Source organism: Bifidobacterium sp. KRGSERBCFTRI, assembly GCF_025908335.1.
Genome location: NZ_CP109653.1, coordinates 3,136,361 through 3,150,194, shown reverse-complemented (window position 1 = coordinate 3,150,194; position 13,834 = coordinate 3,136,361). Strand labels below are relative to the sequence as shown.

General features: G+C 61.2%; 9 protein-coding genes. 4 read left to right on the top strand and 5 right to left on the bottom strand.

What is annotated here, in order from left to right; genetic code table 11:
- Positions 1-357: 357 nt before the first annotated feature.
- The 4 genes from OGI63_RS13310 (at position 358) to rho (ending at position 5,745) form a co-directional block, all read left to right on the top strand.
- Complete coding sequence (locus tag OGI63_RS13310) at positions 358-1,401, top strand: GNAT family N-acetyltransferase (RefSeq protein WP_004219122.1); 1,044 nt, start codon at positions 358-360, stop codon at positions 1,399-1,401.
- Positions 1,402-1,409: 8 nt separating this feature from the next.
- Positions 1,410-1,724: a DUF2469 domain-containing protein gene (locus OGI63_RS13305; RefSeq protein ID WP_004219123.1), complete on the top strand. Its 315-nt coding sequence runs from the start codon at positions 1,410-1,412 to the stop codon at positions 1,722-1,724.
- A 178-nt stretch (positions 1,725-1,902) separates the two neighbouring features.
- Complete coding sequence (locus OGI63_RS13300) at positions 1,903-3,519, top strand: NAD(P)/FAD-dependent oxidoreductase (RefSeq protein ID WP_004219124.1); 1,617 nt, start codon at positions 1,903-1,905, stop codon at positions 3,517-3,519.
- A gap of 195 nt (positions 3,520-3,714) precedes the next feature.
- On the top strand, positions 3,715-5,745 hold the full coding sequence (rho, locus tag OGI63_RS13295) for a transcription termination factor Rho (protein ID WP_012619799.1): 2,031 nt from the start codon (positions 3,715-3,717) through the stop codon (positions 5,743-5,745).
- 88 nt (positions 5,746-5,833) lie between these two features.
- Here the strand turns inward: rho and OGI63_RS13290 are convergent, their stop codons facing one another.
- From OGI63_RS13290 to OGI63_RS13270, 5 genes are all read right to left on the bottom strand, one after another.
- On the bottom strand, positions 5,834-7,798 hold the full coding sequence (locus OGI63_RS13290; RefSeq protein WP_004219126.1) for a hypothetical protein: 1,965 nt from the start codon (positions 7,796-7,798) through the stop codon (positions 5,834-5,836).
- Positions 7,799-7,872: 74 nt separating this feature from the next.
- On the bottom strand, positions 7,873-8,262 hold the full coding sequence (locus OGI63_RS13285; protein ID WP_004219127.1) for a chorismate mutase: 390 nt from the start codon (positions 8,260-8,262) through the stop codon (positions 7,873-7,875).
- Positions 8,263-8,332: 70 nt separating this feature from the next.
- On the bottom strand, positions 8,333-8,812 hold the full coding sequence (locus OGI63_RS13280; RefSeq protein ID WP_004219128.1) for an Lrp/AsnC family transcriptional regulator: 480 nt from the start codon (positions 8,810-8,812) through the stop codon (positions 8,333-8,335).
- 217 nt (positions 8,813-9,029) lie between these two features.
- Entirely contained in the window at positions 9,030-11,822 is a 2,793-nt protein-coding gene (valS, locus tag OGI63_RS13275; RefSeq protein ID WP_004219130.1) for a valine--tRNA ligase, read from the bottom strand.
- A gap of 63 nt (positions 11,823-11,885) precedes the next feature.
- Entirely contained in the window at positions 11,886-13,421 is a 1,536-nt protein-coding gene (locus tag OGI63_RS13270) for an ABC transporter substrate-binding protein (RefSeq protein WP_004219131.1), read from the bottom strand.
- Positions 13,422-13,834: the final 413 nt, after the last annotated feature.

Genomic DNA, 13,834 nt, shown 5'->3' with positions numbered 1-13,834 from the left:
GTTCCACCCTGCACCCGGTCTTCTGCGAAAGGGAATCTCTGCATAACAGAGAATCTCTGCGTAAAAGGGGACGGTTGATCGCACGTGCTTGTCTCTTTTTACGTAAATCGATCCTCGCGTAAAGGAATCCTGTGTAAAAAGGGACGATTCGACGCATGCATCTGTCTCTTTTTACGCAGATTATCGGAAGACACGGAAGATACGGAAGACGCGGAAGGCACGGAAGATTTGTACGCATGGGGGCGGTGTGATGGGCGAAATAGTTCGCAAGAGTGAGGGCGTTGCCTCAGACAAGGCGCTAGGGTAACATATAAAGGTTGAAAGATGGGGATGCCCATATACAAGGATGGAAACGACATGACAGCAGTAGTGGACGGAGACTCGGGGGAAGGTACCGCACGCTCGCGTGAATTGCCATCGCAGATCACAATCCCGTGCATACAGGGCGAGATGGTGTACCTGCGACCGGCTTCGGTGGGCGACTTGGCATCCATGGACGCATTGGACGCCTACGTGAACGCCTCCGGTGTGACGGGAAAGGACCGCGTGGCGGAACGCGCCGCCGTGCAGGCCTGGGTGCGCCGTTCACAGGCGTGGGTCGACGGCATCGAGTCCCGGAAATCCGGCATCGGTGACCCGGAATCGCGCCGCACCATCGCATGGGCGATGCTCACCGTTCCCGAGGAGCATGAGGATGAGACCGTCAACGAGCACACCGCCACCGAGTTCATTGGCATGATCTTCCTCATCGACATCGACGGTTGGGCGCGCTCCGCCCGCATCCAGGTGATTCTGGGCAAGGAATACCGCGGTCGCGGCTATTCTCGTGATGCGATGCCGCGCGTGATGACATATGGTTTCGCCGACGAACCCGAAGGCCTTGGACTCCACCGCATCTGGGTGGCGGTGCCCGAGAAGAACACCCGTTCCTACTCGGTGTACCAGTCGCTGGGGTTCGTGCCGTCCGGCACCTCGCGCGACGCCTTGTGGGACGAGGCCAACAACAAGTACCAGGATCTCAACGTGCTTGACACGTTGGTCGACGAGTACGACCCGGTTCGTGCCATGGACGCCTTCGGCATGCACGTGATCACCACGAATCCCGGCATGGAGAAGGCGTTGCTGCTCCACCAGCATTCCACCGCAATCCGCAAGCAGGCACTGTCTGACACCATCGCCTCGCAGCCGGAGGCACACAGTGACGAGGCGCAAGACGAGACAACCATGGGCGACAAGATGAAGTCCGACTCCGCTCGCATCGCACAGGACAACATCGAGTCGGAGAATACGTGGCCGTACAACAGTACGGAACGCAACAAATCGAAGAAGGCATGGTGGCGCCGACTCGGTCATGACCGCATGTCGTCGCGCAATGCCAACGATTCTCAACAGGAAGAGTAACTTCAAGCATGAGTGCCGAAGATCTCGACAACTACGAAACCGATGCCGAGCTCGCGCTGTACCGCGAGTACCGTGACGTGATCAAGCTGTTCAAGTACGTGGTGGAGACGGAACGACGCTTCTACTTGGCGAACAAGGTCGATTTCAACGTGCGGTCCGCCGGACAGGACGTGTATTTCGATGTGCAGCTCTCCGATGCGTGGGTGTGGGATGTATACCGTTCCAGTCGTTTCGTGAAGAACGTGCGCATCGTGACGTTCAAGGACGTCAACGTCGAAGAGGTGCAGCAGACCGACATCGACATACCCGAAGACATGCAATGACGGCCGTTCGCGCACTGCAGCATGCCATTCGGGCATGTGCGGCCGCGATGTCCACTCACAACGGTATGAGCGCATGCCTAGGTCATGGCACGCACTAGACTGGTAACGGCTTTACGGTTTGACTTGAATGATTCAGGCAGGGCGTTCCCCGATCGTCCTTGCAATATGCATACCCTCAATGAAGGAGGATCTCATCGTGACCACGAACGAACCAGAATCGGTCGTCATCATTGGTGGAGGCCCTGCCGGTCTCACCGCAGCATGGGAGCTGGTGAAGGACGGTTCGAACGCCTATGATGTGACGCTGCTCGAGGAATCCGAGGAATTCGGCGGCATCGCCCGTACCGTGAAGCACGATGGCAACCGCATGGACATCGGTGGCCACCGCTTCTTCTCGAAGGACGAGCGCATCATGGACTGGTGGCAGGAGACGCTGCCGTTGCAGGGGGCTCCGTCATACGACGACAAGAAACTCGGCCGCGACACCCATGATCTGGAGCCTGGCGGACCGGACCCTGAGATTGAAGACAAAGTGATGCTCAAGCGCCATCGTGTCTCGCGCATCTACTGGAACAAGCACTTCCTCGACTACCCAATCTCGCTGTCGCTCGATACGCTCAAGGCGATGGGCCCGAAGATTACCATGAAGGCCGGTTTCTCGTACCTGAAGTCGATGGTGCACAAACTTCCGGAAGACAATCTGGAGAACTTCTACATCAACCGGTTCGGGCGCGTGCTCTATTCGATGTTCTTCGAAGGCTACACCGAGAAACTGTGGGGGCGTCACCCCTCGGTGATTTCGGCGGATTGGGGTTCGCAGCGCGTCAAGGGCCTCTCGATCTCCGAGGTGCTCAAGAATGCCGTGCAGAAGCTGATGCCGAAGCAGCGCGACAACAGCGAGGTGGAGACTTCGCTCATCGAGGAGTTCTGGTACCCCAAGCTCGGGCCGGGGCAGCTGTGGGAGACGGTGAAAGACAATTGCGAGGCCCGTGGGGTCAAGGTGAAGACCGATGCCAAGGTGGTCGGTGTGAATCGTGGTGCCGACGGCCGAATCGCCTCGGTGCTCGTGAGGCATTCCGATGGCACGCAGGAGACCCTCGAGGCCGACCAGTTCATCTCGTCGATGCCGGTGAAGGACCTGGTCGAGGCCATGGACACCGAGCAGCAGCCTGTGCCGTCCGACATGCGCCATATTGCCGAAGGCCTGCCATACCGCGATTTCGTCACGGTCGGCCTGCTGGTCAAGCATTTGAAGCTCAAGAACACCACCGACATCCCGACGCTGGGCAATCCGCCGATTGTACCGGACTGCTGGATTTACGTGCAGGACCCGGGCTACAAGGTTGGTCGCCTGCAGATCTTCAATAATTGGAGCCCATACCTGGTGAAGGACGTGGACGACACGGTGTGGATCGGCCTCGAATACTTCTGCGAGGAAGGCGATGAGTTCTGGAACATGAGCGACGAAGACGCCACGAAGTTCGCCATTCACGAACTCACCCGCATGGGCGTCATCGCAGGCCCGGACGACGTGCTCGACTCGCACCGCGAGCGTGTGAAGAAGGCATACCCGGCCTACTTCGACACCTACGACCAGATGCCCGAGCTCGTGGAATACCTTGATTCGTTCGGTAATCTGTACTGTGTGGGTCGCAACGGACAGCACCGCTACAACAACATGGACCATTCGATGGCCACGTCGATGGAGGCGGTGGACAACATTCGCACCCACAAGACCTCGAAGAACAACGTGTGGTCGGTGAACACCGACAAGTCGTATCACGAATCCAAGTGATGGTTCCATAAAATACAAGCAGATACCTGCGTTCGCGTGTGGCGCCCATGTTCACAACATGGGCGCCACACGCATTTCGTCTCGATATTGAGGTACCGTGTGTGTATTCATTCACACGAACCCGTGTATGCGGTTCAATTTCTTTTTCTGCCATAGCGCGCTGGTATGCGTATGGCCTAGGGAAGGTACAACAACGTGGCCGATAGCCAAGATTTAAGTAAGATGAAGCTGCCTGAGCTCAAGGAGATCGCCAAGGAACTTGGCTTGCGCGGTCTTTCTGCGAAGCGCAAGGGCGACTTGGTGGCAGCGATCGAAGAGGCCCGCGCCAAGCAGTCGTCGGCGAAGAGCGAAACGGCACCGGCACAGGCGGAACAGCCCGCAGGGCACGATGATGCAGTCTCCGTTCCGGTTCGCAAGACCGGTGCCCGACGCGTGGTGCGCAAGGCCGGCGAGCCAAAGGCAGTCGAGGAGTCTGCTGCCGAACAGCCTACCCAGGTGAAGGAGGAGGGCCATGCCGCCCTGCCCGCCGAAGAGGAGATGACCCAGATTCGCGGTCGCCGCGTGCGCGGGAAGCGCCGTCAGATGGAATCTGCGGATCAGGCTGCGACCAATGGTGAGACGTCCGCCGCCGAGCAGCTGCTGAGCACGCTGAATCTGCCCGAGCACGCAGAGCGCGGCGGTGAGCAGCCACGTCGCCGTCGCGGTGCCGTGGACTCACTGCCCACGCGGCGGCGTGCAGGAGCGGCGGCCGTGCGTGAACCGGATGCGGAAGCCAAGCCGGATCTAGACGACATTCTCTCGTCATTGCCGCTGAGTGCGAATGACGACGAGAGTGACGAACGTCACGAGGAGCATGCGCATCGCCGTGGCGAGCGCGGAAGCCGCACCAACGACCGTTCAAATGCGCGTGCCGACAGGGAGAACCGCCAGCACCGCAGGAACCGCAACGAACGTGACTACGAGGAGCGTGAGGAGGGCAACGAACGCCGTTCCCGCGACGAACGTGGCAATAATCGCAATGAGCGCAACAATCGCAACGACCGCAATGAGCGTCGCGAGGAGAACACCGAGGATCTCGTGGAGGTCGGCGGCATCGTCGACGTGCTCGATTCCTACGCGTTCATTCGCACTTCCGGGTACCTGCCCGGACCGAACGACATCTATGTGTCGATGGGGCAGATCAAGAAGTACGGCCTGCGCAAAGGCGATGCCGTGCGCGGTTACACGCGTGCGCCCCATGAGGGCGAGCGCCGCAACCAGCGTCAGAAGTTCATGCCGTTGCAGTCGATCACGCTCATCAACGGCCTAAGCGTGGAAGAGGCACAGGATCGCCCGAACTTCAGCAAGCTCACGCCGTTGTACCCCGACGAGCGCCTGCGTATGGAGACCACGCCGAACCGCATCATCGGCCGCCTGATCGACATCGTTTCGCCGATCGGCAAGGGCCAGCGCGGCCTGATCGTCTCTCCGCCGAAAGCTGGCAAGACGATCACGCTGCAGAACATCGCCAATGCGATCGCTGTGAACAATCCCGAGGTGCACCTCATGGTCGTGCTCGTCGATGAACGCCCGGAAGAGGTCACCGACATGGAGCGCACCGTGAAGGGTGAGATCATCTCGTCCACCTTCGACCGCCCGGCCTCCGACCATACCATCGTCGCCGAGCTCGCCATCGAACGCGCCAAGCGCCTGGTGGAGCTGGGGCAGGACGTGGTGGTGCTGCTCGATTCCATGACGCGCCTCGCCCGTGCCTACAACATCGCGGCACCTGCCTCAGGGCGCATCCTCTCCGGTGGTGTGGACGCCCAGGCACTCTACCCGCCGAAGAAGTTCTTCGGTGCCGCCCGCAACATCGAAAACGGCGGTTCGCTCACCATCATCTCGTCGGCCCTGGTGGAGACCGGTTCGAAGATGGACGAGGTGATCTTCGAGGAGTTCAAGGGCACCGGCAACATGGAGCTGCGTCTGAGTCGCGAACTGGCCGACAAGCGCCTGTTCCCGGCTGTGGACATCAATGCTTCCGGCACCCGCCGTGAGGAGCTCATCACGAACCCGCAGGAACTTCCGGTGTTGTACAGCCTGCGTCGCCTGCTTGGCGGCCTGGAGCCCGAGCAGGCCTATCAGACGCTCGTGCCGCGCCTGAAGAAGACGATGACGAATGCAGACTTCTTCAAAGCGATCGTGCAACAGGGCAACAGCTCGCTGAACGGCGGCTCGAACAACTGACGGCATAGCCCCGTTCATATACGCGATTGGCCTCCGACGTGCCCAGAAGGGTCGTCGGAGGCCAATCGCGTTGTGCTCAAGAATCGACTCACAGTGTGGGGCGCACGAGCAGCAGACGCAGATTCGGCCAGTGGTCCGCAGTGTCGTGCGCCAACTGCGATGCCAGGCCGCCCGATGGCCCGCTCATTGCGGCTCCCGCCTCAAGCAACGGCTGCGCTTGCCCGATGATCACGGTCTCGTCAACGACCTGCGAGGGGTCGGCATGCAGCACGAGGCCGCTGGCAAGATCGGAGACGCCGAACTGCGTGGCCAAGCGCTCGCTTTCGGGAACGCGCTCGCGATGCGGGGTGCCGCTGCCACCGGCATCACTGCTGTGATGCGCGGCATCGTCCTTCGCTCCGCCGCCCTTCACACCGAGTCCAGCGGCTGCAGAGCCGGCGAATTTGCTCACGTCAGCGGCGGCATCGTCATCGGACGCCACGACGAGCGACGCTCCCGCCTGAGCGTCGTCGCCTTGCTGGCGACGTTCCTTGGCCTGCGCATCGGCAATCGCCTTGGTGCGCGCCCCGACGATCTTCCCGCCGATCGAATGTTCGAGCCAGCCGTCGTACACCTGCGATGCGATTGCGGAGACTGGCGTGCCCAAGCCAGCGTTCTGCGCGGCCCCAGAGGCGTTGGCAGCTGCATTTGAGAAACGGTCGGCGTACCGCAAGGCAATCTGCCGGTCGGCGCTCGAGGCACCGGTGCGCTCGCGCGCCTGTGCCAGCTCGTTCATCGCCGCATCCACCTTGGTCTGGTCGCTGGTGAGCGTGCTGTTCGAACCGAACTGCGCGTCTGTCTGCGCAATGGCCTGCGCACCCATAGCCTGCGCGCGCGAGACATCGCCGCCGGTCAGTGCATTGAGATTCTCCGTATACGCATCCGTATACGCCATCGAATACGGAATCATCGCGCTCGACAGCTGTTTCTGCCCCGCCGCGTAGTTCTGCGCGCCATCGCGGGAGTTCATGCCGGCACGCTGGGAGAGCTCGGCCGTCAGCCCCTGCGTGCCGCGTTGTCTGATGCGCCGGATGATCCAGTCGACCTCGTCTGCCGCACCGGTGTGCTGGTAGGCGTCACTGCGCGCATTGACCGCGCTCGCCAGATTCGTGACCGCCCGCGCCAGGGGTGTGTCTCCGTTCAGCTCGCCCGCGGTGCCCATGAGCGCCGTCAACTGGGTGGAATTGCCCACAGAACCGCTCAGATGCGCGGTATATGAGCTGACGTATGCCGCCATGTATTCGTGGAATGCGCGTTTGTGCGCGGCATCGGCCTGCGCGATCTGCTGCTGTGCCAGCACGCGTTCCTGCTCGCGCAATCGTTCGAGTTCGCCGATGAGTCTCGCATTCGCATCGTCGTTGTTCTCGCCGGTGATCGAATTGACCAAGGTGGTCGAATTCCGAGCCAATGACTGCAGCTGCGCAGTGTAGCCGGTCGGCGCGGATTGCGGGAGCACGGCGAGCGCCACCGGGCTCATCGAGAAACGTTTGGCGTCGGCATACACGTGGAAGTCAAGCGTAGAACCCGGCTCCGCGGTCGCGGCGATGGTGATGGCCGAACCGTCGCGTTGCACGACCACGCCGTCGGAGGCCGAGATGTCGCCCACTGCCGCACTCGGTATGGAGAGGAAGGCGAACGGGCGCATCTGGCGACCGAGCCGCTGCATGCCGTCGCCGGCCCGGTCGTTCACTCGTGCCACGACGTGCACGCCCACCATGCCACTTGCGTTGTTCAGTCTGTCGACCGGCACATTCGGCCCGTTGAGCGTGTAGCTGACGTCGAGGGTGAACGGCAGCGAGCCGTCGAGCTGCATATGCGACGTCCCGTTCCGCGACACCGCGTACATGCGGCGTGACGAATCCGCGGCGCTGTTCACCATGAACAGATCGTCGTCGGTGAACCGGGCCGCCAGACCCTCCACATTCGTTGTGGCGGGCTGGTCTGCATGCGTGCTCGTGAGCGCGGGCATGGTGAGCGCGGCGCACAATGCGGCTGCGAGTCCAGCAGTGAGCACGGCCTTGGCTGCAGATGGTTTGGCGTGGTGTGGTGATGATGAGTGTTTCACGGCGGTGTTGTGGTGGGGAAGTATCAGGCGAAGATGTCGAGCACGCCCGGATCCTCGCCGGTTTCGGCGATGCGCTTATGCCGTTTCTTGGCTTCGGTGACCACGAATTCGCGGTATTCCTCGGCAATCTCTGGGTCGAGTCCCGCGTCGATTGCGAGTCGGCGCAGACGGCGCATCTGCTCTTCCTCGCGTTTGTAGTCGGCGGGTGCGAATCCTGCGCGTGCCTTGAGCACACCCACTGAAGAGGTGTATTTGAAGCGTTCCGCGAGCAATGCGACGATTGCCATGTCCACGTTGTCGATTGACTGTCGCAGGGTCTCTATTTTGTCCACGATGTCTCGCGTGCGTTCGTCGCGCCAGTCCTGCTCGGAATCGATCACCGTCTCATTGGAGCCGGAGGCGCCTTGTTCCATATGCTCTTCGCTCATATCTCTACAGTAGCGTGCTGTGACTACCGAACGAGAGCATATGGGACCGGGGCAGTCAGCGCGGGAAATAGCGGTGCAACACCATCGTCGTCTCCACGTTCGACGGCACGATGCGGTGGATCTTGGTCACGAGGTCCTCAAGCTGCGGGACGGTGGGCACGGTGACGGTAAGCACATACACCTGGGAGCCGGAGACGGCATCGCACGAATCGATGCCGCTGATGTGTTCGAGTTTCTCCGGAATGTTCGCGTTCTCGTCGTATTCGAGTGGCGTCACCGACACGAATGCGTGGATGGTTCCAGTGGTCTGTTCCGGGTAATGGATGATCGCACGGTAGCCGACGATGACGCCGTTTTTCTCGAGCTTCTGCACACGCGACTGTGTGGCCGAGATGGATAGTGAAGCCGCCTCCGCAAGCTGTGCCAGTGTGGCACGGCCATTGTGTTCGAGAATGTCGAGAATAATATTGTCTTTTTCATCGAGAGTGCGCCCATCAACATAACGGCGCTCTGTGGTGGTATGCGTGCTAGTCATGGTCTCGTTCTTTTCCAACAGATAGAAAATACGTTCATCAATGAGTTTAAGACCCCGACAACTTTTTTGTATTCGCCCAAAGCCTATACGCGAGACGAACAACCTGCCCATTAATTTCCGACGAATAGGAGATGGTCCCTTGCATGCCGCCGCCGGAAAACGAAATGCGGGAGGCACATGCTCATGCCTTCCCGCATTTCGTTTCCCGGATTCGCGCTTACTGCGCGGCCTTCGGTTTCTTGACCGGTGGCTCGCCGAGCTCGCTTTCGACCACGGTGATCTCCTCGACGTCCGTCTCGTCCGATGCCGGGCCCGGTGCTGCCGTGCCCTCGCCCTTCGGACGGGCGAACTTCGCCATGAGGTCGCTGGCCTTCTGCAGTGAGATGCGGCCGGTGACGCGTGCCGCCTCGGCGATGTCGCCAAGGGCCGGCGCCAGGGCGTCGTGCAGCTCGTCGTTCACGTTGAGCATCACCGAGAGGATCGGCGTCTTCATCGAGACCTTGGCCTTCGACTTGATGCCACGCAGTGCGGTGAGTGCGGCTCCGGCCTGCGTGAGCAGCTCCGGCGAGGCCTTGAACGCGGCGGTGGCGTAAGTGATGGGCTTCGGCCATGGCGCATGGTGCACGGAGCCTTCGCCGGCGTGCATCCAGCTCCACACCTCTTCAGTGGTGTAGGGCAGGAACGGTGCCAACAGGCGTGCGAATGCGTCGAGTCCGAGTCCGAGCGTGGTGCGTGCGGACTTCACGGCCTGCGGGCTGGGCTCAACTCCTGTGGATTCGGCGGTGCCATAGGCGCGGTTCTTCACGAGTTCGATATAGTCGTCGCAGAACTGCCAGAAGAAGTCCTCAATCGTCTCCAGCGCCTTTGAATGCTCGTAGTTGTTGAGCGATTCGGTCGCATCGTAGACCACCTTCGCCATCTTCGCCATCGCGGCGCGGTCGAGCGGCTCGGTGACGTCCTTCGGATCCCAGCTGGCCGTGGCGCCCTCGCCCACGTGGTGGTTCTCGTCCTCACGACCGATCGCCAAGGCGAACTTCGTGGCATTGAGCAGCTTGATGGCCAGGCGGCGGCCGATCTTCATCTGCCCTTCGTCATACGTGGCGTCGAGGCCGAGGCGCGCCGATGCCGCCCAGTAGCGCACGGCGTCCGCGCCGAACTGCTCGATCGGCTTGTTCGGCACCACGACGTTGCCCTTGGATTTCGACATCTTCTTGTGGTCCGGGTCGAGAATCCAGCCGGACAGCGTGGCGTTGGCCCACGGCAGGCAATGGTTCTCGAGGTCGGCGCGGTCGATCGTGCTGAACAGCCAGGTGCGAATGATGTCCTGGCCCTGCGGGCGCAAATCCATCGGGAACGTGGACTTGAAGAACCGCTCGTTCTCCTCGCCGGGCTCGGCCCACTTCGTCACGATCTGCGGGGTGAGCGACGACGTGGCCCAGGTGTCCATGATGTCGGGTTCGGCCATGAAGCCGTTCGGCTGGTCACGCTGGTCCTCGCCGTACCCCTCCGGCACATCGATGGTCGGGTCGATCGGCAGACGATCCTCGCTCGGGGTGAGCGGGTTGCTGTAATCCGGTTCCCCGTTGGCGTCGAGCGGGTACCACAGCGGGAACGGCACGCCGAAGAAGCGCTGGCGCGAGATGAGCCAGTCGCCGTTGAGGCCATGCACCCAGTTTTCGTAGCGCACGCGCATGAAGTCGGGGTGGAAGTTGAGCTCCTTGCCGCGCTCGATGAGCTCGGTGTTGAGGGCCTTGTTGGTGCCGCCGTTCTCGAGGTACCACTGGCGGGATGTGACGATCTCGAGCGGCTTGTCGCCCTTCTCGTAGAAGTTCGTCATACGCATGGTCGGCTTCGGTTCGCCGTCCATGTCGCCGGTCTCCTGCAGGTCCTCCACGATCTGCTTGCGGGCCGAGAACGTGGTCTTGCCTGCAAGACCCGCGAAATACTGGCGGCCCTTCTCGTCATGGATCCAGTCCGGGGTGTCCATGACAATGCGGCCGTTGCGCTGAATGATCGAGCGGGTCGGCAGGTGCAGGTCACGCCACCATTCGACGTCGGTCATGTCGCCGAACGTACAGCACATGGCGATGCCGGCGCCCTTGTCTTTCTCGGCGGCCGGGTGGGCGAGCACGGGAACCTTCACGTTGAACAGCGGAGAGGTGACCATCTTGCCGAAATACGGCTTGTACCGCTCGTCATCCGGGTGCGCGATGAGCGCCACGCAGGCCGGCAGCAGCTCGGGACGGGTGGTCTCGATGTAGATCGGCTCGCCGGTCTCCTCGAAGCGGAACGCAATGCGATGGTAGAAGCCCGGGTATTCGCGCGATTCGAGCTCGGCCTGGGCCACGGCGGTCTGGAACGTGACGTCCCACAGGCCCGGGGCATCCTTCTGGTAGGCCTCACCGCGTTCCAGATTGCGCAGGAATGCCTTCTGGGCCACGCGCTGCGGGTACTCGCCAATGGTGTGATAGGTCTGTTTCCAATCGATCGACAGGCCCAGCTGACGCCAGAGTTCCTCGAACTGCTTCTCATCCTGCGCAGTGAGCTTCTCGCACAGTTCAATGAAATTCTTGCGCGAGATCGGCACCTGGTCCTTGGCCTGGATCTTCTTGCCCTCGGTGCCCTCGAACGGCGGCACGAAATCCGGGTCGTACTTGAGCGAAGTGTCGACGCGCACACCGTAGTAGTTCTGCACACGGCGCTCGGTGGGCAGGCCGTTGTCGTCCCAACCCATCGGGTAGAGCACCTCATAGCCGTTCATGCGCTTGAACCGGGCGATGATGTCGGTGTGCGTGTACGAGAACACGTGACCGACGTGCAGGTGCCCCGAGACGGTGGGTGGCGGGGTGTCGATGGAATAGACGGCCTTGCGCTCGCCTGGATCGTGGAACGTGTACGTGCCATCCTCATCCCAGACCTTGCGCCACTTGGCTTCAAGGCCGTCCACGCCCACACGGTCGGGGAGTGCGGTGAGATTGGCGTTGATCGAATAATCTTCGCTATCTGTCATAGAAAGAAGTCTAAAAAGCTACGCTGACAACATATGCGTTTCCGCCGCCGTTCCGCGGCCGCGCTAGCTCAGCTGGGCGAGCGCAAGTCTGGAGCCCGCCAGATTCGCGTCCACACCCTGCACGTCGTTCTGCGCGGCCACATAATCCTTGCCCGTGTACAGCCACGCGCTCGCGGCATCATCGCTCACCAGGCGGTCGAATTCGCGCAACTGTTCGCGGTAGTCCTTGAAATCGGTTTGTTCGAGCGCCTTGCGGTACTGCTGCTGCACGGTTCCGTTCACATAGCCGAACATTGCGCTGCCGTCGACGAACCGCGTGTAATCGTGCGGATCGTCCATCTCGATCAGCGCGCAGGTGTAGTCGCCGGACTGCACGCGACTGTTCAGCGTGGCCGAATCGACCACTTCCAACGAAACCGGCATCGGAATCGCGGCGATCTGGTCCACCAGCGTCTGGGCGAGCTCGCGGTGCGCCTCATCGGCGAGCAAATTGAACGGTTTGAAGTAATCTGCGGCGAAATACCAGCGCATCGACGAAGCCTTGCCGAGGTCATGCTGGAACAGATTGTCGAGGTCCACATAGCCGGGCTGCATCTGCGAGATCGGCCCGCTCAGCTGGGCTTTGGCACCCGGCTCGGCATTCGCGATCTGCCGTGCGTCAATGGCATAGCGTGTGAACTGGCGCACCTGCTCATCGGAGAATGGGCTCTCGCTCTTGCTGTTGAGCGCCAGCAGAGTCTTGCGCGTGCTGAAACCGTCTTGCAGTGTGATGCCGGACGTGTGGGAGAGCTGTTCGGCAATGTGGGCCGAACGGGGGAGCGCCACGTTGAGCTTGCCGGCTTTGAGGTCGTCGGCCATCTTCTGCTCGTCCGTGTAATAGCGCAGCGTCGCCTGCGAGGTCTTCGGCTTGTCTGCCCAATAGTGTTCGTTGCGGGTGAGCTCGATGGAACCCGGCTGCACCGCGTTCACGATGAACGGGCCGGAGCCGTAGGAATGGTGTGCGAAATCGGGGTTCTTCGCATTCGGGTTCACGATGGCGCCGGCTTGGCTCGCCAGTGCGGGCAAGAGGCGCGGGTTCGGCGAGGAGAGCGTGAACGTGACTGATCGCGCGTCGTTGTTCTCCACGGCCGTGATGTTCGAGAGCCCGTCGTTCGTGTGGTCGCCGGCGAGCGTCTGCTGGAGCGAGCGCACCACCGAGCTGGCGTCCAGCGGCGTGCCATCCGAGAATGTGAGCCCGTTGCGCAGGAAGAACGTGTAGCGCAGTCCGTCGGTGGTCTGCGTCCAGCGGGCGGCCAGTCCGGAAGCGATTGCCTGCTCGTCGTTGAAGGTGACAAGCGTCTCGTATACATTGCCCATGAGTGCCTGCTGCACCGAACGTTCGCTGTTGGACCGAATGTCGAGCGACGTGGGCTCGTCGAGGAGTCCCACTTCGAGTTTGCGGCCGCCGCGCAGCGACCCAACCACGGCGTTGAGGCCGCTGTTGCCGCCGCGCAGTCCGGTGATGCCCACGCCGGCCGCCGCGCCAAGCACGGCGATGATGACGAAGAATACAATCCAGGGGCGAATCTTGCGTGCGCGCCTGTTGCCGTGCTCAGTCATGGCTCCAGTATAGATAATCCGGCGCGCCTCTCTGCCCACCCTGCGTACAAGGAGACAGGTATCCATGCAATCTGTCTCCTTTTACGCAGACAGGTCATTGCGCATCATCAGTTGCATCAGCTGCATCAGCTGCATCAACAACGCAAACATCTGCGTAAAAAGAGACAAATCACGCACATAAACGTCCCTTTTTACGGGCTCTTCTCAGGTTAGTGTGTAAGGGCCGTGCTTCATCATTGCTTGTGTGATAGAAAAATTGAATGAGGAAACACGGCCCTTACACACTAACCTGAGAAGAGCCTTTTTACGCAGATTGAAGATTGCAGATTGGGAATTGAGGGTCGCAGATTGGGGGGATTGGAGGTTGCAAATCGAAGACCCGCTGCACGGATAGATTAAACCTCCTGCGTAAA

Coding starts and splice junctions, on each gene's coding strand:
- OGI63_RS13310 (WP_004219122.1), top strand. CDS start 358: ATGACAGCAGTAGTGGACGGAGACTCGGGGGAAGGTACCGCACGCTCG.
- OGI63_RS13305 (WP_004219123.1), top strand. CDS start 1,410: ATGAGTGCCGAAGATCTCGACAACTACGAAACCGATGCCGAGCTCGCG.
- OGI63_RS13300 (WP_004219124.1), top strand. CDS start 1,903: ATGAAGGAGGATCTCATCGTGACCACGAACGAACCAGAATCGGTCGTC.
- OGI63_RS13285 (WP_004219127.1), bottom strand. CDS start 8,262: ATGGAACAAGGCGCCTCCGGCTCCAATGAGACGGTGATCGATTCCGAG.
- OGI63_RS13280 (WP_004219128.1), bottom strand. CDS start 8,812: ATGACTAGCACGCATACCACCACAGAGCGCCGTTATGTTGATGGGCGC.
- valS (WP_004219130.1), bottom strand. CDS start 11,822: ATGACAGATAGCGAAGATTATTCGATCAACGCCAATCTCACCGCACTC.
- OGI63_RS13270 (WP_004219131.1), bottom strand. CDS start 13,421: ATGACTGAGCACGGCAACAGGCGCGCACGCAAGATTCGCCCCTGGATT.